The organism is Brevundimonas sp., assembly GCF_046295075.1.
Classification (GTDB): Bacteria; Pseudomonadota; Alphaproteobacteria; order Caulobacterales; family Caulobacteraceae; genus Brevundimonas.
Window position 1 is genome coordinate 16,261 of the sequence record NZ_JBKBOC010000012.1, and the last position, 18,898, is coordinate 35,158.

General features: G+C 65.3%; 23 protein-coding genes and 4 tRNA genes. 8 read left to right on the forward strand and 19 right to left on the reverse strand.

All coding sequences use genetic code 11. The annotated features are described in order from the left end of the window. Positions 1-31 precede the first annotated feature (31 nt). Together ACK4MH_RS10435 and ACK4MH_RS10440 are read right to left on the reverse strand one after the other, a co-directional pair. Positions 32-832, reverse strand: coding sequence for a DUF1365 domain-containing protein (locus ACK4MH_RS10435; protein ID WP_409717839.1), 801 nt, complete (start codon positions 830-832; stop codon positions 32-34). Beyond that, entirely contained in the window at positions 829-2,166 is a 1,338-nt protein-coding gene (locus ACK4MH_RS10440) for an NAD(P)/FAD-dependent oxidoreductase (protein WP_409717842.1), read from the reverse strand. The genes ACK4MH_RS10435 and ACK4MH_RS10440 overlap by 4 nt, the downstream gene beginning before the upstream one ends. A 165-nt stretch (positions 2,167-2,331) precedes the next feature. Here ACK4MH_RS10440 and ACK4MH_RS10445 point away from each other — a divergent pair, with 165 nt between their 5' ends. The 3 genes from ACK4MH_RS10445 to ACK4MH_RS10455 are packed head-to-tail and all read left to right on the forward strand — an operon-like array spanning position 2,332 to position 4,345. Then, entirely contained in the window at positions 2,332-2,910 is a 579-nt protein-coding gene (locus ACK4MH_RS10445) for a sigma-70 family RNA polymerase sigma factor (protein ID WP_135195963.1), read from the forward strand. Continuing rightward, entirely contained in the window at positions 2,907-3,545 is a 639-nt protein-coding gene (locus ACK4MH_RS10450) for a ChrR family anti-sigma-E factor (RefSeq protein ID WP_409717846.1), read from the forward strand. Before ACK4MH_RS10445 ends, ACK4MH_RS10450 begins: the two co-directional genes overlap by 4 nt. Continuing rightward, the gene (locus ACK4MH_RS10455) at positions 3,542-4,345 is read left to right on the forward strand and encodes a DUF1295 domain-containing protein (RefSeq protein WP_409717849.1); all 804 of its coding nucleotides are present in this window, start codon (positions 3,542-3,544) and stop codon (positions 4,343-4,345) included. Before ACK4MH_RS10450 ends, ACK4MH_RS10455 begins: the two co-directional genes overlap by 4 nt. A gap of 7 nt (positions 4,346-4,352) precedes the next feature. Here the strand turns inward: ACK4MH_RS10455 and ACK4MH_RS10460 are convergent, their stop codons facing one another. From ACK4MH_RS10460 to ACK4MH_RS10500, 9 genes are all read right to left on the reverse strand, one after another. After that, positions 4,353-5,309, reverse strand: a complete 957-nt coding sequence (locus ACK4MH_RS10460; RefSeq protein WP_409717851.1) for a rhodanese-related sulfurtransferase — start codon at positions 5,307-5,309, stop codon at positions 4,353-4,355. Between the two features lie 28 nt (positions 5,310-5,337). Then, positions 5,338-5,414: transfer RNA gene (locus ACK4MH_RS10465), tRNA-Arg, on the reverse strand. Between the two features lie 19 nt (positions 5,415-5,433). Then, positions 5,434-5,739, reverse strand: coding sequence for an ETC complex I subunit (locus ACK4MH_RS10470; protein WP_135195966.1), 306 nt, complete (start codon positions 5,737-5,739; stop codon positions 5,434-5,436). A gap of 77 nt (positions 5,740-5,816) precedes the next feature. Next, positions 5,817-5,893: transfer RNA gene (locus tag ACK4MH_RS10475), tRNA-Pro, on the reverse strand. A gap of 45 nt (positions 5,894-5,938) precedes the next feature. Beyond that, entirely contained in the window at positions 5,939-6,418 is a 480-nt protein-coding gene (locus ACK4MH_RS10480; RefSeq protein WP_409717855.1) for a DUF192 domain-containing protein, read from the reverse strand. A gap of 21 nt (positions 6,419-6,439) precedes the next feature. Continuing rightward, entirely contained in the window at positions 6,440-6,979 is a 540-nt protein-coding gene (locus tag ACK4MH_RS10485) for a cold-shock protein (RefSeq protein ID WP_409717858.1), read from the reverse strand. 221 nt (positions 6,980-7,200) lie between these two features. Beyond that, positions 7,201-7,275, reverse strand: a tRNA-Glu gene (locus ACK4MH_RS10490). A gap of 77 nt (positions 7,276-7,352) precedes the next feature. Beyond that, a complete protein-coding gene (recJ, locus tag ACK4MH_RS10495) occupies positions 7,353-9,164 on the reverse strand; it encodes a single-stranded-DNA-specific exonuclease RecJ (protein ID WP_409717861.1) in 1,812 nt (603 codons plus the stop codon). A 39-nt stretch (positions 9,165-9,203) separates the two neighbouring features. Next, entirely contained in the window at positions 9,204-9,653 is a 450-nt protein-coding gene (locus tag ACK4MH_RS10500; RefSeq protein ID WP_409717864.1) for a hypothetical protein, read from the reverse strand. A gap of 84 nt (positions 9,654-9,737) precedes the next feature. On the opposite strand from ACK4MH_RS10500, the gene phaC reads away from it, so the two are divergent. Together phaC and ACK4MH_RS10510 are read left to right on the forward strand one after the other, a co-directional pair. After that, entirely contained in the window at positions 9,738-11,678 is a 1,941-nt protein-coding gene (gene phaC / locus ACK4MH_RS10505; RefSeq protein WP_409717867.1) for a class I poly(R)-hydroxyalkanoic acid synthase, read from the forward strand. Then, positions 11,675-12,052, forward strand: coding sequence for a hypothetical protein (locus ACK4MH_RS10510; protein ID WP_409717870.1), 378 nt, complete (start codon positions 11,675-11,677; stop codon positions 12,050-12,052). Before phaC ends, ACK4MH_RS10510 begins: the two co-directional genes overlap by 4 nt. Here the strand turns inward: ACK4MH_RS10510 and msrB are convergent. The 4 genes from msrB to rplM form a co-directional block, all read right to left on the reverse strand. Continuing rightward, on the reverse strand, positions 12,049-12,552 hold the full coding sequence (gene msrB, locus ACK4MH_RS10515) for a peptide-methionine (R)-S-oxide reductase MsrB (protein WP_409717873.1): 504 nt from the start codon (positions 12,550-12,552) through the stop codon (positions 12,049-12,051). The genes ACK4MH_RS10510 and msrB overlap by 4 nt on opposite strands. 40 nt (positions 12,553-12,592) lie before the next feature. Next, the gene (gene argC, locus ACK4MH_RS10520; protein WP_409717876.1) at positions 12,593-13,528 is read right to left on the reverse strand and encodes an N-acetyl-gamma-glutamyl-phosphate reductase; all 936 of its coding nucleotides are present in this window, start codon (positions 13,526-13,528) and stop codon (positions 12,593-12,595) included. A 101-nt stretch (positions 13,529-13,629) separates the two neighbouring features. Further along, complete coding sequence (rpsI, locus tag ACK4MH_RS10525; RefSeq protein WP_135195973.1) at positions 13,630-14,124, reverse strand: 30S ribosomal protein S9; 495 nt, start codon at positions 14,122-14,124, stop codon at positions 13,630-13,632. Between the two features lie 2 nt (positions 14,125-14,126). Then, positions 14,127-14,600, reverse strand: a complete 474-nt coding sequence (rplM, locus tag ACK4MH_RS10530; RefSeq protein ID WP_135196089.1) for a 50S ribosomal protein L13 — start codon at positions 14,598-14,600, stop codon at positions 14,127-14,129. 265 nt (positions 14,601-14,865) lie between these two features. Between rplM and ACK4MH_RS10535 the strand changes: the two genes are divergently transcribed. Beyond that, entirely contained in the window at positions 14,866-16,251 is a 1,386-nt protein-coding gene (locus tag ACK4MH_RS10535) for an alkaline phosphatase PhoX (RefSeq protein WP_409717880.1), read from the forward strand. On the opposite strand, the gene ACK4MH_RS10540 is transcribed toward ACK4MH_RS10535, so the two are convergent. After that, positions 16,220-17,320 carry a COX15/CtaA family protein gene (locus tag ACK4MH_RS10540; RefSeq protein ID WP_409717883.1) on the reverse strand — a complete coding sequence of 367 codons (1,101 nt, stop codon included), beginning with the start codon at positions 17,318-17,320 and terminating at the stop codon, positions 16,220-16,222. The two genes, ACK4MH_RS10535 and ACK4MH_RS10540, sit on opposite strands and share 32 nt — an antisense overlap. A gap of 135 nt (positions 17,321-17,455) precedes the next feature. Between ACK4MH_RS10540 and ACK4MH_RS10545 the strand changes: the two genes are divergently transcribed. Both ACK4MH_RS10545 and ACK4MH_RS10550 read left to right on the forward strand, forming a co-directional pair. Then, the gene (locus ACK4MH_RS10545) at positions 17,456-17,707 is read left to right on the forward strand and encodes a transglycosylase (RefSeq protein WP_409717886.1); all 252 of its coding nucleotides are present in this window, start codon (positions 17,456-17,458) and stop codon (positions 17,705-17,707) included. Continuing rightward, positions 17,707-17,901, forward strand: a complete 195-nt coding sequence (locus ACK4MH_RS10550; protein WP_346497232.1) for a DUF2842 domain-containing protein — start codon at positions 17,707-17,709, stop codon at positions 17,899-17,901. Before ACK4MH_RS10545 ends, ACK4MH_RS10550 begins: the two co-directional genes overlap by 1 nt. 64 nt (positions 17,902-17,965) lie before the next feature. Here ACK4MH_RS10550 and ACK4MH_RS10555 read toward each other — a convergent pair. The 3 genes from ACK4MH_RS10555 to ACK4MH_RS10565 all read right to left on the reverse strand — a co-directional run bounded on the left by ACK4MH_RS10555 (position 17,966) and on the right by ACK4MH_RS10565 (position 18,823). Beyond that, a tRNA-Pro gene (locus tag ACK4MH_RS10555) sits at positions 17,966-18,042 on the reverse strand. A gap of 59 nt (positions 18,043-18,101) precedes the next feature. Continuing rightward, positions 18,102-18,509: a MerR family transcriptional regulator gene (locus ACK4MH_RS10560; protein WP_409717889.1), complete on the reverse strand. Its 408-nt coding sequence runs from the start codon at positions 18,507-18,509 to the stop codon at positions 18,102-18,104. Between the two features lie 5 nt (positions 18,510-18,514). Continuing rightward, positions 18,515-18,823 (reverse strand): integration host factor subunit alpha, encoded by a 309-nt coding sequence (locus tag ACK4MH_RS10565; protein ID WP_135196090.1) that lies wholly within the window; start codon positions 18,821-18,823, stop codon positions 18,515-18,517. Positions 18,824-18,898: the final 75 nt, after the last annotated feature.

Genomic DNA, 18,898 nt, shown 5'->3' on the forward strand with positions numbered 1-18,898 from the left:
ATCTTAGACGATAAACTGACATGTGCGCGGCCTAGCGCCCCAGTCGGCTGCCCAGCGCCTGCTTCTGGATCGTCACGGGAGTCTTCGCGGGCGGCGGTTGCCGCGTCAGTCTGATGCCCTTCAGCCAGAGCTTGAGCGCCTCGTAATGGATGGCGGCGACCACCTTGAAGGTCATTAGCGGCATTGCTCCTGTGGCTGCCGCGATCTGGCGGTCGTCGAGTTTCTTGCGTTCGGCCGCCATGGACGCCGTGATCAGCACGCCGGCGGCGTCCAGACCGTCGATCGTCATGTCGAGCCGTTCGCCTGGTGCGTGGCCTCGGAACCGATAGTCCATCTCCATTCCCATGAAGGGCGACACGTACAGCGCCTTGGCGGCGCCCTGTCGGATCAGGCCGGGCCTCTGGTCTTCGGCTGGCACGGGAATGACGTAGGCGTGGCGGATGCCGAAGGTGCTGGTCACCTCGTACACCATCGCCGCCAGTCTGCCGTCGTGATGGTGGCAATAGTAGAGGCTGATCGGATTGAAGACGTAGCCGAGCACGCGCGGCATGGTCAGCAGACGGATGGGGCCGCCGTTGAGGTCGATGCCCGCGAGGTGCATCCACGCCTCGACCTGAGGCCGCAAGGCGCCGGAGCCGTCGCCATAGTCGGCGTCATGAAAGGACAGCAGGTTAAAGCGATTTCGAGAAAACAACCGCAGACCGCTATCCAGATCGTCGATCTCGGCTAAGTCCAGCAGCAGCCAAAAGACGCGGTAGTTCAGCTGGTGGGTCTTGGGGCGCAGGCGTCGGTGCATGACCCGGCCACGATAGAGGGCCGAGGCTTGGGTCACGCGGCCTGCTCGAATACCGGGGTCGGCAGCGGCGACAGATGGATGCGGCCGCTCTCGTTCTGGACCGACCACGGACGACGAACGCCGCCGAGCTGTTCGGCGACCGCCAGACCGGATTGCAGGCCGTCCTCATGGAAGCCGGCGCCGAAGTGGGCGCCGCAGAACCATACGCCCCCCTGCCCTTGCAGGCTCCATAACTGCTTCTGCGCCTGAATGGCGGCAGGATCGAAGACGGGATGTTCGTAGAGTTCACTGCGTAACAGCGTGTCGGCACGCGGCGGGCGCGGCGGGTTCAAGGTCACGAACAGGTCGTCGCCTGGCAGGCCCTGAAGCTTATTCATCCAATAGGTGACGCACAGCCCGTCGTCGGCCCCGATATAGTTCCAGCTGGCCCAGGCGCGACGGCGGCGCGGCATCAGGCTGGCGTCCGTATGCAGGACGGTCAGATTGCGGCTGTAGCGGAAGGCGCCCAGCAGGGCTTTTTCCTCGGGCGTGGGTTCGGCCAGCATGGACAGGGCCTGATCGGCGTGGGCGCCGATCACTACCTGGTCGAAACGCTCGACGCCCCCCTGGCTGTCATGGACGAAGACGCCCTCCTCCGTGCGCCGCACCGATGTCACGCCGCGATCCAGGCGCACGTCGTCGATGGCGCGGGCCAAGTGTTCGACATAGACGCGGCTGCCGCCCTCGACGGTGCGCCACAGGGGGCGGCCCACCAGTTTCAGCAGGCCGTGATTGCCACAGAAGCGAATGAAGGACTCGGCCGGATAGTCCATCAGCGTGTGCGCCGGGGACGACCAGATGGCGGCCGCCATGGGCAGCAGATGGTCGTCGCGGAACGCCTCGCTGAAACCCTCGCGCTTCAGATAATCGCCCAGGGTCAACGACGGATCGGACATGCCGGCCAGATCCTTGGGCGCATCGCGATAGAAGCGCAGAATCTCGCTCAGCATCGACCAGAATCGGGGCCGCAAGGCATTACGACGCTGGGCGAAAAGGCCGGGCGCCGCATATTCGAACCGGCCGTCGTCCAGAGAGACGGCGAACGACATGTCGGTGGCGCGGGTCGCGACGCCCAGGTGTTCGAAGAGCGCGATCAGGTTGGGATAGGTCGCGTCATTGAAGCAGATGAAGCCGGTATCGACGGCGATGTCGCCTGACGGCACCCCCGCCGTGACGGTATTGGAATGCCCGCCCAGCCGGTCGGCCTTTTCATAGATCGTCACCTGATGCCGCTGGGACAGAAGCCAGGCCGACGACAGGGCCGCGACGCCGGAGCCGACGACGGCGATCTTCAGGCGATCGGCAGCAGGATTCGCGGGCGACAGGGACATGGAAACTCCAAATACACGCCCGCTGGCGCAAGCCTAGGCATGAACGGATTACGGGTCGCCGTCATGATCGGATCGCGATTGATCCAGACATTTCCGCCAGGCGTATTAGGGTCCATGCATGTCGAGACACTGCCCTTCACGTCGAATCCATGCCGGTCCCCGCGCATGAAGACACTCGACAATCCTTCAGACCCCCTCCTGCATGATCGGCTGATCGAGGCGATTGCGTTGCGTCGCGACCGGGAGGCCTTTGCGGCCCTGTTCGCCTATTTCGCGCCGCGCCTGAAAGCCTGGCTGATCAAGTCCGGGGCGACGCCCGGCGCCGCCGAAGATTTCGCTCAGGACGCAATGCTGACCGTGTGGCGCAAGGCCGACCTGTTCGACTCCTCAAAGGCCCGCGCCGCGACCTGGATCTTCACCATCGCCCGCAATCGTCGCCTCGACATGTTGCGCCGTGACGCGCGTCCCCTGCCGACGCCGGAGATCGAACTGGCGGGCGAAGATGTGCGCCGCCCCGACGAGCTGCTGTCGATGTCGCAGGACGCAGACCGGGTTCGTGACGCCCTGTCTCGATTAAGCCCCGATCATGTCGAGGTCCTGCGCCTCGCCTTCTTCATGGACAGTTCCCATTCCGAAATCGCCAAACACCTCGACCTGCCGCTCGGCACCGTCAAATCCCGTATTCGTAACGCCATGACCAAGCTCCGCCTGATCCTTGCACCGTCCGAGGAGGCCGCGCGATGAACCCGCAACGCAATCCCTCCGAAGAACGGCTGCTCGCCTATGCCGCCGGAACGCTCAGCCCGCCTGAGGCCGTCGTGATGGCCGCGCATCTGGCGATGCGTCCTGCAAACGACGCTTGGGTGCGTGATCTTCAGGCCGTAGGTGGCGAATTTCTCGACGAGGCCGCGCCGTCGGCCCTGTCGCAGGATGCGCTCGCCTTGGCGATGGCGCGGATCGAGACGGATGCAGGCGAGGTGAAGGCTCTGGCTCCGCTGAACGACATGCCCGAACTGCCCGAACCGCTGCGGCGCTATGCGCTCAGCCCCTGGCGCTGGGTCGGGCCGGGCATGCGGGTGCGCGATGTGCATGCGCCGCGTGACGGCGACTGTCGCGTGATTCTGCTGAAGATCGAATCGGGCCGGGAGACGCCCAAACACACGCACGGCGGCATCGAACTGACCTGCGTCATCTCCGGCGCCTATGCGACGGAGACCGAACGATTCGACGTGGGCGACTTCGAAGAGGCCGATCCGGAAGTGCTGCACCAGCCCCGCGTCGTGTCGGACGAAGCCTGCCTTTGCGTCGTGGCGCTGGATGGCCAGATCCAGCTGGACGGCTGGCTAGGCAAGCTGATTCAGCCGTTTGTTCGCCTGTGACCGGCTTGGCTGCGCTGTGGGGCGTTGCTGCCCTGTTTCTCGTCATCGTGATGTCGGCGGCCTGGCTGGTGCAGAAACGCACAGGCCAGGGCGGCTGGGCCGACGCCTTCTGGTCGCTGGGCCTGGGCGCGGCAGGCGTCGGCGTCGCGCTGTTTCCGATCGACGGCGCGGCGCCGTCTCTGCGGCAACATCTGACGGCCCTGCTGATCGGTCTGTGGGGACTGCGGTTAGGCGCCCATATCGCCGCGCGCGCCGCCCATGAGGGCGAAGACGCCCGCTATGCCCGGCTGCGCCAGGATTGGGGCGACGGGTTTCAGGCCAAGATGTTTGGCTTCTTGATGCTTCAAGCCGGGGCAGCCGCCTTCCTGGCGCTCAGCGTCATGGCGGCCGCGCGCAATCCGACGCCCGGACTGACCCTGCAGGACGGACTCGCGACGCTGGTTTTCGTAGGTGCGCTTCTCGGTGAGGCCGTCTCGGATCGGCAACTGTCGGCTTTCAAGCGCAATCCCGCCAACAAGGGCGGCGTTTGCGATGTCGGCCTGTGGGCCTGGTCACGTCATCCGAATTATTTCTTCGAATGGTTGGGCTGGTGCGCCTGGCCCCTGTTCGCCATCAATCTGAGCGGCGAATGGCCATGGGGCTGGCTGGCGCTGACGGGGCCGGCCTATATGTATTGGCTGCTGACCCAGGTGTCCGGCGTGCCTTTGCTGGAAGAGCATATGCGGCGCTCGCGACCCAAGGCGTTCGACGCCTATGCCGCCCGCACCAGCGCCTTCTTCCCTCGCCCGCCCCGTCACTGAATAGACGTCAGTCCTTGCGAGTGGTCCCAAGGTGAATGTCGCCGCGTTTGCGCGCGATTTCCATCTGCCTGTGGCGCTCGGCATAGCGTTCTCGCTGCGCGTCGTCGCGCGTGTCGTGGCAACGCTCGCAGCAGACGCCCTCGACGTAGTGGGGCGAGGCTCGACCGGCCTCGTCCACCGGTAACCGACACCCCCTGCAAAGCGTGTGCGGCCCCTGGCTCAGCCCGTGCCCGACCGAGACCCGTTCGTCGAAGACGAAGCATTCGCCTCGCCATAGACTCTCATCCTCATCCACCGTCTCAAGATAGCGCAGGATGCCGCCTTCCAGGTGATGGACGTTCTCGACGCCTTCCGCCTTCAGGAAGGCCGTCGATTTCTCGCAACGGATGCCGCCCGTGCAGTACATGGCCACCCGCTTTGCGCCGGTCTGCTCCAGCAGGGCGCGGCCCTCGGTGCGGAACCAGTCGGGAAAGTCGCAGAAGCTGCGGGTATTGGGCTGGATCGCCCCCTCGAAAGCGCCGATCTCGCCCTCGTAATCGTTGCGCGTGTCGATGACCAAGGTCTGCGGATCGGCGATCAGCGCGTTCCAGTCCGTCGGCGCCACATAGACGCCCGCCTGTCGCGCGGGATCCAGGTCTGGCTGGCCCATGGTGACGATCTCGCGTTTGACGCGCACCTTCATACGGTGAAACGGCAAGGCGTCCGTCCAGGCGTATTTGAGCTCCAGCGTCTCGAACCCCGGCATGGCGTGGATCGTCGACAGAACAGCCTCGACGGCCGGCTCCGACCCGGCGATGGTGCCGTTCAGCCCCTCGGGCGCGACCAACAGCGTCCCCCTCACCTCCCCGGCATCGCAAACGGCTTGAAGCGCATCGTGTACGGCGGCAGGGTCGGCGACGGGTGCGAAACGATAAAGCGCCGCGACCCGGACGGTGTGTTTGGACGAACTCTGAAGGTCGGTCATGGATCAAGCCCCTCGAAGGCGCCGGGGATGGCGCGCCCAGCAGGACTCGAACCTGCAACATCCCGCTTAGAAGGCGGGTGCTCTATCCGGTTGAGCTATGGGCGCTCTTGCAAGACGTCAGGCGTCAGTGCGTCCAGGACTGCTTGCGGTTGGTGGCGAAGTTGTCGGCGTAGGCCTTGATGATCATCGGCGGATCGTTCGGCTCGTGCAGGCGGAAGGCGATGCCGTGGCGCTCGGCGTATTCGACCGCCTCTTCCTTCGATTCGAAGGTCAGGCGGACCTGACCGTTCATGTCGCTGGAACTGGTCCAGCCCATCAGCGGATCGATGGTGCGCGCGGAGGCCGGTTCGAATTCCAGACGCCAGTCGCGGCTCTTGGCCTTGCCCGACTGCATCGCGGTTTTAGCCGGGCGGTAAATACGAGCCAGCATGGCGAAATCCTCAGTGACGGCGGGGCCTCTGGCCCTGCCATAACGCGCGCTGGACGTATGATCCAGCGGCCTTCCGTTGGTCGGGGCGAGAGGATTCGAACCTCCGACCCTCTGGTCCCAAACCAGATGCGCTACCAGGCTGCGCTACACCCCGGACCGAACGGAGCGCTCTATTGGCACTTCGCGCGGCGATCCGCAATCAAGGCTTGAAATAAGGATGTAAAACTTTGTCACCGGGCTTGGCATTGATCTCTGCCGCCCGCCCGGCGCGAAGTTCCAGCACGCCGTTGGCGGCCCCGTTCGATGGAATGGGCGCCTCGGAGAATGGCGTGGCGTGCGATGCGATGGAGACGATTCGTCCCTGGGGGTCGATGTAGAGGATGTCCAGAGAACTGGGCGTGTTGCGCATCCAGAAACTCTGCTCGCGCGGCCCTTCACCCGGCCACTGGAACAGCATGCCACGATCCGCTTCCAGCGGCGGGCGGAACATCAGGCCGCGCTGCCGCTCGGGCTCTTCGTCGGCGATCTCGACCCAGAACGGATGCTCGCCGGATGTTGTGACGACGGCCAGCTTTTGCAGCGGTTCGCCATCGGGGCCGAGCGGCGCCTTGGCGGCGCAACCGGCGACGGCGAGCATCAGCAGGCCCGCCATCAGAAAACGTCTCGTCGCTTCGATCATACGCCTCTCCTGGGCGCCGGATCAGTCGCCCGTTCTGATGTCCGCGACCACCAGGCCTTTCGGGCCGTTGGCGAATCGCACCCGCACCGCATCGCCGGGAATCAGATCTTCCAGGCCGCAGCGCCGCAGGGTCTCGATATGGACGAAGATATCGCCGGGTTCGCGATCACGCACGACGAATCCGTAGCCCTTGGTGCGATTGAACCATTTGACCAGGGCCGTCTCCAGCTCTTCATCAGTTTCCACCGGCGGTCTCGGAGCTGTCGCTGCGGCCGGACGACGCGCGACCTGGACCGCTTCGCCCTCCCCCAGGTCGTGAATTTCGATCGTTTGCCAGCCCTTCGAACGTTTGACGCAGTCGCAGGTAATGGGCGCGCCCTCGTCGGCGGCGTCTCGGCCAAGGTCGCGCAGGCTGCTGATGTGCAGCAGGACGTCTCGCATCTCGGTCAGCGTCGGGTCGTCCGGCACGATGAAGCCATAGCCCTTCGTCGCATCGAACCACTTCACGCGCCCAGTGACGCGAACGGTCTGCGCCGTTTCCGTCTCGCTATAATCAGACACTTAAGAACCCCCGCCCGCGCCTCCAGCGGACTCGTCTTTATGTTTAACACTGTTCCGCGAAAGTTTGAAAAGCGGAAAATGCACGTGCGGGGCGAAGTGTGGGCCTTGGAGGACTGAAGATGCAGACGCAACACGATCCGCGGCTGCGCTTCCGCGTCGTCTGAAATGTAAGGTTTTTTCTGTTTCCGGGAGCCTTAGGCTCTACCGGAGGCCTGCCCGCGTGGCAGTCCCTAGGGGAGTCGAACCCCTCTTTTCAGGTTGAAAACCTGACGTCCTAACCGATAGACGAAGGGACCGCTGCGCGGGAGAGCCGGCGATATAGCCGCGCCCTCGGGACGGTGCAAGCTTGGATTTCGAGTTTTTTGAACCGCCGTCAGATCATTCGAGGGTCAGCGACATCCTCGATCTCGAACTGCACGCCCCTACGGCCGTTCCAGTCGTCGGCCTTCAGCCGCCCGACGATGTTCAGTCCGCCCTGCCCCGACAGCAAGGCCTGGCCAGACGGCAGATCGGCGCACCTCCAGGCGATGGCCTTCACCGAGGCGCCGTCCGCGCCGACCAGGCGACAACGGACATGACCGCCGTTCATCGCCACGGGTTCGCGCGCCTGAACGCCGGTCAAGGCAAAGCTCGGCTCGGGGTTGGCGGGACCGAAGGGCGCCAACTGCTCGAACGATTCGAACAGGTCGCGCGTCGCCGCTCCGGGATCGATCAAGGCGTCGATCTCCAGCACGTCCTGCGCCACGGCCTCGACACGCTCGGAGGCAAGCCGCGCGTTCAGGAAGGCCGTCAATTCTCCGACCCGAGCGCTGTCCATCGTCAGGCCGGCCGCCATGGCGTGTCCGCCGCCAGCCATCAGGATGCCGGATTCCCAAGCCGCCTGGATCGCACGACCCAGGTTCATGCCGGGCTGAGACCGACCGGACCCCTTGCCCAGGCCGGTGACAGGATCGATGCCGATGACGATGACGGGCTTGCGCCAGCGCTCGCGCAGCCGCCCCGCGACGATACCCACGACGCCGGGGTGCCAGTCCTCGCCCGCGACAACGACGACAGCGGTATCGTCGGCATGAACGCCGGTCGCCTCGACACGGCGGACGGCGGCGTCGGTTACGGATCGCTCGACATCGCGCCGGGACAGGTTCAGCGCATCCAGTTCGATGGCCAGCGCCTCGGCCTCGGCCGGATCGTCGGTGGACAATAGCCGCGCGCCCAGGTCGGACCGCCCGATCCGCCCTCCGGCGTTTATGCGCGGACCCAGGATGAAGCCGGCGTGATTGCTCTTTGCCGGCCCCGGTTCCGCACCCGCTGCCGCCAGCAGGGCGCGCAGACCCGGATTGCGCCACTCGCTCATGACCTTGAGCCCCAGACCCGTCAGCGCGCGGTTAAACCCGGTCAAGCCCGTCACGTCACAGATGGCCCCCAAGGCCGCCAGGTCCAGCCATTGGCGGATGTCGGGCTCTGGCCTGTCGGTGAACAGGCCGCGCCGCCGTCCCTCACGGTTCAGGGCCGCCAGCAGCACGAACACCACCCCCGCTGCCGCCAGATTGCCTTGACCCGAGTTGCAGCCCGGCCTGTTCGGATTGACGACCGCCAGGGCCGTCGGCGGCTCGCTGCGCATCATATGGTGGTCGATGACGACCACGTTCAGGGCGGTGGCGGCTGCATGTGCCAGCGCTTCGTTCGCCGCCGCTCCGCAATCCACCGTAATGACCAGATCCGCGCCCGAGGCCTTCAGAGTGTCGAAGGCCTTTGCACTGGGGCCATAGCCTTCGGTCAGCCGATTGGGCACGTAGATCGACAGCTCATGGCCCATCGCCCGGAACCAGCGCACCAGAAGCGCCGCGCTGGACGCCCCGTCCACATCATAGTCGGCGAAGACGTGGATGTTCGCCTTGAGCTGAAGAGCGTTCAGAATCGCATCGGCCGCCGCATCCATGTCCATGAAGCTGGACGGGTCGGGAAACAGGGCGCGCAGGGTCGGGGTCAGGAAATCGGCCCCCTGATCCGCCGGTACGCCACGCGACGCCAGGGCGCGGGCCAAAAGCTCGTCCAGCCCAAGGCCCTGCATGTGGGCACGGGTCGTCGCCGCATCCGCAGGTCGCTGACGCCAGGCGCGCCCTGAGAGAGACCGGGACACGCCCAGAAATGCATTCAGTGTCTTTGCGCCGCCGTCATCCGCCATCAGCACATCATCGTGGGATTCTGCATCTCCGGCGACCGGTCATTGCGTCGGGCGGCGGTCGAGCGGCGGGGGCGCCTTGGCGCGGTCGCGCAGGCTCTGGGCGAAGGCCTCGATGTCCGCCTGGGTGCGGGCGGCGTCCGGCGAAACCGGCACGGACTGAACCGCAGCCGCCGTCTCGGCGGCGAGGGCCTCGGGATCGGTCAGGGTCCAGTCGATCCGCGCGATCTCGCTGTTCAGCGTCGCGCTGTCATTCTGCAGGCGCTGAGCATTGGCGGCGACCTGGGCGACGGGCGGCAGGTCGATGGGCGCGGCCGGGAAATCCTCCCAGCGGGGATAGTGGCGATTGGCGTCGACCAGTTCCTGAACACGCGGCGCCAACGGCGAGACGGGCTCGGTCTTGGACGCAGAACCGCCGATGCAGCCGGCCAGCGGCGCTGAGATCGCGACTGCGGCGATCAGGATCATCTTTTTCGAATTCAGTGCGTTCATTTCCTGGCTGGTCTTATGCCATCATCGCCACGCGCGGAAGGGCGGATGAACCGGCCTCCGATGCAGGAAGCGCGAAGGACGATCATGGCCAAGCTCCCGAAGACGCCGACAGACGCCGCCGAACGCCCGGCACGCAAGGCCGGGCGCCCGACTTCCGCCAAGCCTCGCCCTCCGCGACAGCCCAAGCCAAAGCCTGCCGAAGCGCAGGAGGCGCCGGCCGAAACCGTCGCCGAGGTCGCGCCCGAACCGACCTTTCCCGGCGCTGCACAGGCCGAGATGATCGAGACCCTGTCGATGAACCTGGCCAAGGCGGCCATGATGGCTCAGAGCGCGATTGCAGAAGCCGCCCTGACCCAGGCCGACCGTCCCGCCGCCCTGTCGCCCGATCCGTTCAATGTCGCCCCCGCGATGACGTCGGTCATGACCAGCCTCGCGGCACAGCCCGACAAGATGATGCAGGCGCAGGCCGACCTGTTCGGTCGATATATGCAGCTGTGGTCATCCACGGCGCGTCAGGCGACAGGTGAGGCGCCCGACCCCGCCCCGACCGACAAGCGGTTCAAGGACCCGGCCTGGTCCGAAAACCCGATGTTCGACATGATGCGCCGTTCCTATCTGCTGACCTCGGACTGGATGAACGGCCTGATCGCGGGCGTGGAGGATGTCGATCCGACGCTGAAACGCCGCGCCCAGTTCTTCACGCGTCTGCTGACCGACGCCTTCTCCCCGTCGAACTTCCTGGCGTCCAATCCCGTTGCTTTGAAAGCGTTGGCCGAGACCAGCGGCGAATCGCTGGTCAAGGGGATGCAGAACTTCGCCGCCGATCTGGAGCGTGGCGGCGGGTCGCTGCGCATCAGCCAAGCAGACTATGGCAAGTTCGTCGTCGGCGAGAACGTCGCCACCGCGCCGGGCCAGGTCGTCTGGCGCGACGAGCTGTTCGAACTGATCCAGTATGCGCCGACGACCGAGACCCAGCACGAGATTCCGCTGCTGATGTTCCCGCCGTGGATCAACAAATTCTACATCATGGACCTGCAGCCGGCGAACTCGCTGATCCGCTGGCTGTCTGCCCAGGGCTTTACGGTGTTTGTCTGTTCCTGGGTCAATCCGGACAAGGACAAGGCCGGTTTCGGCTTCGACCAGTATCTGGAAAAAGGCATCTATCGCGCGGTCGAGAAGACGCTGGAACAGGCGGGCGCGAAGCAGTTAAACGCTGTCGGCTATTGCATCGGGGGCACCCTGCTGGGCGCCGGCCTCGCGCACATGGCGGCCAAGGGCGACACGCGGGTCGCCGCCGCTACCTTCTTCGCCGCCCAGCACGACTTCGCCGAGGCCGGCGACCTGCTGCTTTTCACCGACGAGCACTGGATCGCCGAGATCGAGCGTCAGATGGATGCGGCGGGCGGGGTCCTGCCCGGCGCGGCCATGGCCGAGACCTTCAACGCCCTGCGCTCCAATGACCTGATCTGGTCCTTCTTCATCAGCAACTATCTGCTGGGCAAGGATCCACCCGCCTTCGACCTGCTGTTCTGGAACGCCGATCAGACGCGGATGCCCAAGACGCTGCATCTGGACTATCTGCGCCAGATGTATGGGGCCAACGCCCTGGCCCAGGGCGCCTTCCAGATCGGCGGGCTGACGGCGGACCTGTCGAAGGTGACGATCCCGCTCTACTTCCAGGCCAGCCGCGAGGATCACATCGCGCCGATGAACTCGGTCTATCGCTCGGCCAAACTCTTCGGGGGCAAGGACGTCACCTTCACCCTGGCGGGATCGGGCCATATCGCCGGCGTCATCAACGCGCCTGCGGCCAAGAAATACCAGCACTGGACCAACGCCGCCCTGCCCGCGACCCTGGCCGAATGGCAGGCCGACGCGGTAGAGCATCCCGGCAGCTGGTGGGACCATTGGTCTGCATGGTTGGCCAAGCGTGCCGGAAAGCAAATCCCCGCCCGCGATCCTGAAAAGGGGCCGCTCAAGCCTATCGAGCCGGCCCCCGGCAGCTATGTGAAAGTGAAGTCTTGAACCGTATCGAACCCAACGCCCTGCTCGCGATCAGCACGGGGGTGGCGCTGATCCTGCTGATCATGACGGCCAGCGTCTTCGGCGAGACCGGAAATACGGTGAAATACATCATCTCGGCCGTGACCTGCTCGGCCGCCTTCGTCCTGCTGAACGGACGTATGGCCAAGGCTATGAAGCGCCCGGCGGTTCAACCGATGATCCACCCCGACACGCCCGGCACGGCGGTCTGGGCCGGCCTGTTTCCTCTGATCGTCATCGGCATGGCGTGCGCGCCGGTCTTCTTTGCGGGCCACGATTATGGGCTGCTGGTGATCATCGCCTCGGTCATCTTCGGTCTTACCGTCGATTCCGCCATTCGGGCGCGGCGCGGTTAAGCCGCGACGAACTTCAGCGCCACACCGTTGTTACAGTAGCGCAGGCCGGTCGGACGAGGGCCGTCGTTGAACACATGTCCCTGATGCCCCAGGCAGCGGGCGCAATGATATTCCGTGCGGGGAACGCCGATGGCCAGATCGCGCTGTCTGCCGATGTTGGCGGCGATCACGTCATAGAAGCTGGGCCAGCCGGTGTGGGAATCGAACTTCCACTGCGACCGAAACAGCGGCAGGTCGCAGCCCTTGCAGACGAAGGTTCCGCGCCCGTGCTGGTCGTTCAAAGGGCTGGAATAGGGCCGCTCCGTGCCCTCATGCCGCATGACACGCCACGAGGCGTCGCCCAGTCGCCGTCGCCAGTCGGCATCGGAGACGCGGCGATAGGGCGAGGTCGCATACTGCCCCTCCCCCGCCTCGGACGGTTCGGGAGAACAGGCGGACAGGGCGAGCGCGCCGGCGCCCATCAGAAGGTCCCGGCGATGCACGATCAGGGACTGGGTCATGCCCTTCATACGAAGGGCGCGGCGAAATGGTTTCAGCCGCTCAGATCAGGCCGGTCGTCTCGTCCAGACCCAGCATGATGTTCAGGTTCTGCACCGCCGCGCCTGACGCGCCCTTGCCCAGGTTGTCGAGCAGGGCCACCAGTCGCGCCTGCTCGCCGTTACGGTCGCCGAAGACATGAAGACGCAAACGGTTGGTGCCGTTCAGGCCTTCGGGTTCCAGACCCGACAGGGCCTCTGTCTCTTCCAGATCGGCGACCTCGACGAAATGCTGTCCGTCATAGGCTTCGACCAGTGCGCCGTGGAGGCGTTCGACGGACGGCGTCTCCGGCAAGGCGGCCAGATGCAGCGGAACCTCCACCAGCATGCCCTGCCGATAGTTTCCGACCGCTGGAGCGAACAGGACGTCGCGGCTCAATCCCGTGTGTTTGGTCATCTCCGGCACATGCTTGTGCCTCAGCGACAAGCCGTAGGCCCGATATGCAGTCGCGGCGCCTGATGCTTCGAACTCGGCGATCATGGCCTTGCCGCCCCCGGAATAGCCCGACACCGCATTGACCGTGACCGGATAGGTCGCCGGAACCAGCCCCGCCTTCACCAGCGGCCGCATCAGTCCGATGAAGCCTGTAGGATAGCAGCCGGGGTTCGACACGAACGACGACCGCGCGATCAGATCACGCTGACCTGCGTCCATCTCGGGGAAGCCATAGGCCCAGCCTGGCGCGACCCGATAGGCCGTCGAGGCGTCGATCACCTTGACCGACGGGTTCTCGATCATCGCCACGGCTTCCCGCGCCGCATCGTCGGGCAGGCACAGGATCACGGCGTCGGCGGCGTTCAGGGCCTCGCGCCGCGCACCCACATCGCGACGCCGATCGCCCAGCAGGACCAGTTCCAGATCCGGGCGCGCCTCCAGCCGCTCGCGGATCTCCAGCCCCGTAGTGCCGGCCTCGCCGTCGATGAAGATGGTGTGGGTCATAGGCTGCTCCTGACCGTCCTGCCTTGCGGGAGAAGATAGACAAGAAAAAGGGCGCTCCGGGTGTCCCCGAAGCGCCCCAAATCCAAACCGCGTGAACGCGATTAGCGCTTCGAGAACTGGAAGGAACGGCGTGCCTTGGCGCGGCCGTACTTCTTGCGCTCGACGACGCGGCTGTCGCGGGTCAGGAAGCCGTGCGGCTTCAGAACCTTGCGCAGTTCCGGTTCGAAGTGCGTCAGGGCGTGCGACAGGCCGTGGCGGATGGCGCCGGCCTGGCCCGACAGACCCGAACCTTCGACCGTGCAGATCACGTCATATTGCGTGGCGCGGTCCGAAACGGTCAGCGGCTGGGCGATCATCATGCGCAGCACGGGACGAGCGAAGTATTGCTCTTGGTCCTTGCCGTTGACGGTGATCTTGCCGGTGCCGGGCTTCACCCAGACGCGGGCGATCGCGTTCTTGCGCTTGCCGGTCGAATAGGCGCGGCCCTGGGCGTCCAGCTTCTGGACATAGACGGGGGCGTCGTTCTCGACCGAAGAGCTCAGGCCCTTCAGGGCGTCGAAGCCGGTGGCGGCGGTGTCTTGCGTCGCGTCAGTCATGCTCAGGCGCTCCGGGTGTTCTTGGGCGACGCCGACTTGAAGTCGATCGTTTCCGGTTGCTGGGCTTCGTGTTCGTGTGCGCCGCCGGCGAACAGACGCAGGTGCGTCATCTGCTTGCGGGCCAGCGGGCTTTCCTTCGGCAGCATGCGCTCGACGGCCTTCTCAAGCACGCGCTCGGGGAAGCGTCCGCCCAGAACCTTCTCGGGAGTCGTCGACTTGACGCCGCCCGGGTGGCCGGTGTGGCGATAATAGACCTTGTCGGTCGACTTCTTGCCGGTGAACACCACCTTGTCGACGTTGGTCACGACGACATAGTCGCCGCAATCGACGTGCGGGGTGTAGTCGCCGCGGTGCTTGCCGCGCAGACGGTTGGCGATGAAGGTCGCGAGGCGGCCCACCACGACGCCTTCGGCGTCGATGTGGATCCACTTCTTCTCGACCTCGGCCGGCTTCAACGAAGCCGTAGTGCTCTTCAGCATTGAGAGGGTTCCTGGAGACGAAAATCGGGTCCGGCCCCCGAAGGAACCGAATGAAGGCGCGCTGATACAGGAGACGATTGGTCGCGTCAACGCATGCAAGCGCAGCGTATTGTCTCTACGACGTTGTTTTCATGACGTTTTATAAATACGGTATTAAAATACCCGGTCCCGCGCCACCGCTTAGCGTTATAAAATAGCAAAACTCGTCATCAAACCATGATCATTCCGAGGCATCGGAGGCCGACACCTTCGGAGCCTTCTCATGATCCTTCATCGTCGCGGCCTGATCGCCTCCAGCGCCGCCGCCGCCTTCGCCGGTCTGGCGCGCCACGCCTCCGCCCAAGCCGCCGGCGAAGAAACCTACGTCAATGAGGTTCATGGCTACGGTCCGCTGGTGCGCGATACGAACCGGCTGCTCGACCTGCCCGAGGGCTTTTCCTACCAGGTCGTGGCCCAGAGCGGCGACACCATGGCCGATGGCCTGTTCGCGCCGGGGCAACCCGACGGCATGGCCTGTTTCCCGCTGGAGGGTTCGCGCGTCGCTCTGGTGATCAATCACGAGCTCAAGGGCTCGTCCGGCCTGCACCGCAACCTCGGCCCCGGCGGTCTTCGAGAGGAGCGGCTCGACCTGCTGGACGCCGCCAAGGCCTATGACACCTATAAGGACGGCCGCCCCCTGCCCGGCGGCTGTTCCACCATCATCTACGATCTGGCGACCCGACAGATGGTCAGCCAGCATCTGACCCTGGCCGGCACCTCGACCAATTGCTGCGGCGGCCCGACGCCCTGGGGCAGTTGGCTGACCTGCGAGGAAACGCTGGAGACGCCGGCCGACGCCGATGTGACCAAGAACCACGGCTGGGTGTTCGAGGTGCCCGCCGCGGCGACTGGCCTGGTCGATCCCGTGCCGCTGAAGGCCATGGGGCGTTTCGACCACGAGGCCGTCTGCGTCGATCCCCGCACCGGCATCGTCTATCAGACCGAAGACGACAACACCGGCCTGTTCTACCGCTTCATCCCCAATGTTCCGGGCAAGCTGGCCGAGGGCGGACGGCTTCAGGCCATGGCCTGGAAAGGCGTTCCCGCCGCCGACACCCGCAACCAGGACGCCCGCACCTGGGCCGTCGGCGACTGGCGCGAGATCGAGTGGATCGACATGGACGACGTCGAATCCCCCAACGGCGACCTGGCCAAACGCGGCCATGCGGCAGGCGCCGCCCTGGTGGCGCGCGGTGAAGGCGTCTGGTGGGGCGACGACGAGATGTATTTCACCGCCACCTCGGGCGGACCGATCCGGCGCGGCCAGGTCATGCGGCTGGTTCCAGGCCTGAACGGCGTCGCCGACCGGCTGCAGTTGTTCGTGGAAAGCACGGACCTGAAGACCATGAACATGGCCGACAACATCACCATCGCGCCGTGGGGCCACCTGATCCTGTGCGAGGACAACTATTCCTCCGACGTGCGTAACCACCTGAAAGGCGTCACCCCGGACGGCAAGGTCTATACGATCGGACGCAATGTCTTCACCGGCAACTCCGAGTTCGCCGGCGCCTGTTTCTCGCCCGACGGCGAGGTGCTGTTCGTCAACATCATGTATCCGGGCATGACCCTGGCGATCAGAGGCCCATGGTCCTCGGTCCGGACATGAAGATCCGGGCCTGAGCCCGCAGCACTAGCCACAGGTTCGCCGTCGCCACGGCCAGCACGACGGCGGCCCCGCCCTGATGCAGAACACCCAGCCACACCGGCACGGCGTGCATCAGGGTGACGATCCCCAGCAGGGCCTGGAACCAGACCACGCCCGCCAGCACGAAGGCGGCCAGGCCCATTCCCTCGGCTACGCGCCAGCGCCAGGCCTGGAAGGCGTAGATGCTGACCGCGATCAGCAGGCCATAGGCCACCAGCCGGTGATTGAACTGCGTCAGGGCCTGATCATGCAGGAAGGCGCTCGCCCCCAGGCTCCAGTCGGCGGGGGGCAACACCGCCCCGTTCATCAGCGGCCAGTCGGTATAGACAAGCCCTGCGTGCCCGCCCGCGACCAAGGCGCCCAGCAGGCACTGCACGAAGACCGCGCCCAACAGGAAACCTGCGCCCCGCGCCCAACCAGACGGCGGCCGTCCGTGATCCTCGCCATGCCACGCCTCCAGCGCTGTCCAGATGAGGGCCGCGAACAGGATGAGGGCCAGACCTAGGTGCGTCGCCAAACGCTCGGGTGCGACGCTGACCCGCTCGGACAGGCCGCTGGACACCATCCACCAACCGATCAGGCCCTGTAGCCCGCCCAAAGCCAGCAACACGACACAGCGCCAGATCAGTCGGTCCGGCATCGCCCATTGGCGGAACAGCGAACGCGGCGGCGCCACACGGCACAGCAGGAAGAAGATCAGCGGCAGGGCGAACACCAGGCCAATCACACGCCCGATCAGCCGGTGCAGCCATTCCCACCAGAATATGCCCTGAAATTCGCCCAGGCTCATGCCCGCGTTGATCTGGGCGTATTGGGGGATCTGCTTGTATTTGTCGAAGGCCTCCGCCCACTGGGCGTCGTTCAGCGGCGGGATCGCGCCCATGATGGGCTGCCATTCCGTGATCGACAGACCCGAGCCCGTCAGCCGCGTGATGCCGCCGACAACCACCATCAGGAAGACGATGGCCGCCGTGGCGAACAGCCACACGGCGACGGCGCGATTGCGATCTGGATTTCCGAAACGGTTCATTCGACGCCCGACACTGACCCGGATATGGTGTCGCGCTCGACGATGACCAAATCGCGACCGGTGCGGTATGCCCGCCTAGAGCGACAAGATCGAGTCGGATTGAGTTAACGGCGCTGACGCCGCAGGAGATCAGGGTTGCAATACGCCGATATCGCCGCCGCCGTTGTGGGCGGCCTGCTGCTGGCCTGGATCGCGGACCTTCTGACGGGCCGTCGCGGCTTCGGCGGCACCAGCCTGGTGTCCGGCGTCGGCCTGGCCTGTGGCTGGTTCCTGGCCGTGCGCGTCTTTGCGGTCAGCACAATGGACAGCTGGGTCTGGGTGCCGTGGGCCCTGGTCGGATCGGGCTTCTGCCTGGTCGCCTTCTTCCTGTTCAGGAACAAGCGCTGATGCACCCGCGACTGCGTCGCTTCGTCGCCGCGATCGGCGTCCTGGCCTTCCTGGTCTTCTGGGTCTGGGGCCTGATCGCCCTGCGCGGCATGCTGCCTGCGTCGCAGTGGATCGATTTCCTGTTCTTCGGCATCGGCGGCACCGCCTGGGGCCTGCCGCTCATTCCGCTGTTGAAGTGGGCCGAGCGCGGATAGGCCCAGATACGACGATGGGGCCGCCCGCAAGGACGACCCCACCATCATCATTCTTTTGCAAGAATGGTCGGAGCGACAGGATTCGAACCTGCGACCCCTTGACCCCCAGTCAAGTGCGCTACCAGGCTGCGCCACGCTCCGAAGGCGCTCCCTATAGACGGGGGGATCGTCGTCCGCAAACGCTAAAACGACTTTTCCACCTACCGTGAAAGAACGGCGTCCAGACGGGCCTTCGCCTGCTCCAGATCGGCGAGAACCTGCTGCAATTTCGAGGTTTCGAGCCGCCCCGTGCCGGATTTGGCGGAACTGATCGCAACGTCGCCATCCTCGATCAGTGCGGCGGCTTCAGCCCCGATCAGCTTTTTAAGCCCCTGTTCCGTGTGCAGACGCTGGACGCCGCGAATCGTCAGCCCGTCATCGTGCAGCAGCCGCTTGACCGCCTTGAGCACAGCGATGTCCTGAGGACGATAGAAGCGCCGCCCACCTGCGCGTTTCACCGGCGTCACGAAGGCGAACTTCGTCTCCCAGAAGCGCAGCACATGCTGGGGCGCTCCGACCTCTTCGGCCGCTTCGGAAATGGTGCGAAAGGCGTCGGCGCTCTTGGCCACGCGGGTCAGTCCTCGACGACGGCGTCGTGAACCCGGCTCTTCATGATCTGCGAGGCGCGGAAGCTGATGACCCGGCGCGGATTGATCGCCGCCGGTTCGCCGGTCTTGGGATTGCGGCCCATTCGGGCGCGCTTCTCGCGAACCTGGAAGACGCCGAAGCCCGACAGCTTCACCGTCTCGCCGCGTTCCAAGGATTCGACGATCAATTCGAGGGTGCGCTCGACCAGGCTGGAGCACTCCTGACGCGACAGGCCGACTTCATTGTGCACGGCTTCGCACAGGTCAGCGCGCGTCACGGTCTGTTGGCCTGCCATCATGTCCCCCGCTGTCATGCGATCCGCTCGCATTCATAGGGCCGCAAAGGCCCCGAAAAATCAATGCCTATGGGC

Coding starts and splice junctions, on each gene's coding strand:
- ACK4MH_RS10565 (WP_135196090.1), bottom strand. CDS start 18,823: ATGGCAGGCCAACAGACCGTGACGCGCGCTGACCTGTGCGAAGCCGTG.
- ACK4MH_RS10500 (WP_409717864.1), bottom strand. CDS start 9,653: ATGAACGCACTGAATTCGAAAAAGATGATCCTGATCGCCGCAGTCGCG.
- ACK4MH_RS10460 (WP_409717851.1), bottom strand. CDS start 5,309: ATGACCGACCTTCAGAGTTCGTCCAAACACACCGTCCGGGTCGCGGCG.
- argC (WP_409717876.1), bottom strand. CDS start 13,528: ATGACCCACACCATCTTCATCGACGGCGAGGCCGGCACTACGGGGCTG.
- ACK4MH_RS10445 (WP_135195963.1), top strand. CDS start 2,332: ATGAAGACACTCGACAATCCTTCAGACCCCCTCCTGCATGATCGGCTG.
- recJ (WP_409717861.1), bottom strand. CDS start 9,164: ATGGCGGATGACGGCGGCGCAAAGACACTGAATGCATTTCTGGGCGTG.
- ACK4MH_RS10450 (WP_409717846.1), top strand. CDS start 2,907: ATGAACCCGCAACGCAATCCCTCCGAAGAACGGCTGCTCGCCTATGCC.
- ACK4MH_RS10480 (WP_409717855.1), bottom strand. CDS start 6,418: ATGATCGAAGCGACGAGACGTTTTCTGATGGCGGGCCTGCTGATGCTC.
- ACK4MH_RS10540 (WP_409717883.1), bottom strand. CDS start 17,320: ATGAACCGTTTCGGAAATCCAGATCGCAATCGCGCCGTCGCCGTGTGG.
- rpsI (WP_135195973.1), bottom strand. CDS start 14,124: ATGACTGACGCGACGCAAGACACCGCCGCCACCGGCTTCGACGCCCTG.
- phaC (WP_409717867.1), top strand. CDS start 9,738: ATGGCCAAGCTCCCGAAGACGCCGACAGACGCCGCCGAACGCCCGGCA.
- ACK4MH_RS10470 (WP_135195966.1), bottom strand. CDS start 5,739: ATGCTGGCTCGTATTTACCGCCCGGCTAAAACCGCGATGCAGTCGGGC.
- msrB (WP_409717873.1), bottom strand. CDS start 12,552: ATGACCCAGTCCCTGATCGTGCATCGCCGGGACCTTCTGATGGGCGCC.
- ACK4MH_RS10550 (WP_346497232.1), top strand. CDS start 17,707: ATGCACCCGCGACTGCGTCGCTTCGTCGCCGCGATCGGCGTCCTGGCC.
- ACK4MH_RS10535 (WP_409717880.1), top strand. CDS start 14,866: ATGATCCTTCATCGTCGCGGCCTGATCGCCTCCAGCGCCGCCGCCGCC.
- ACK4MH_RS10440 (WP_409717842.1), bottom strand. CDS start 2,166: ATGTCCCTGTCGCCCGCGAATCCTGCTGCCGATCGCCTGAAGATCGCC.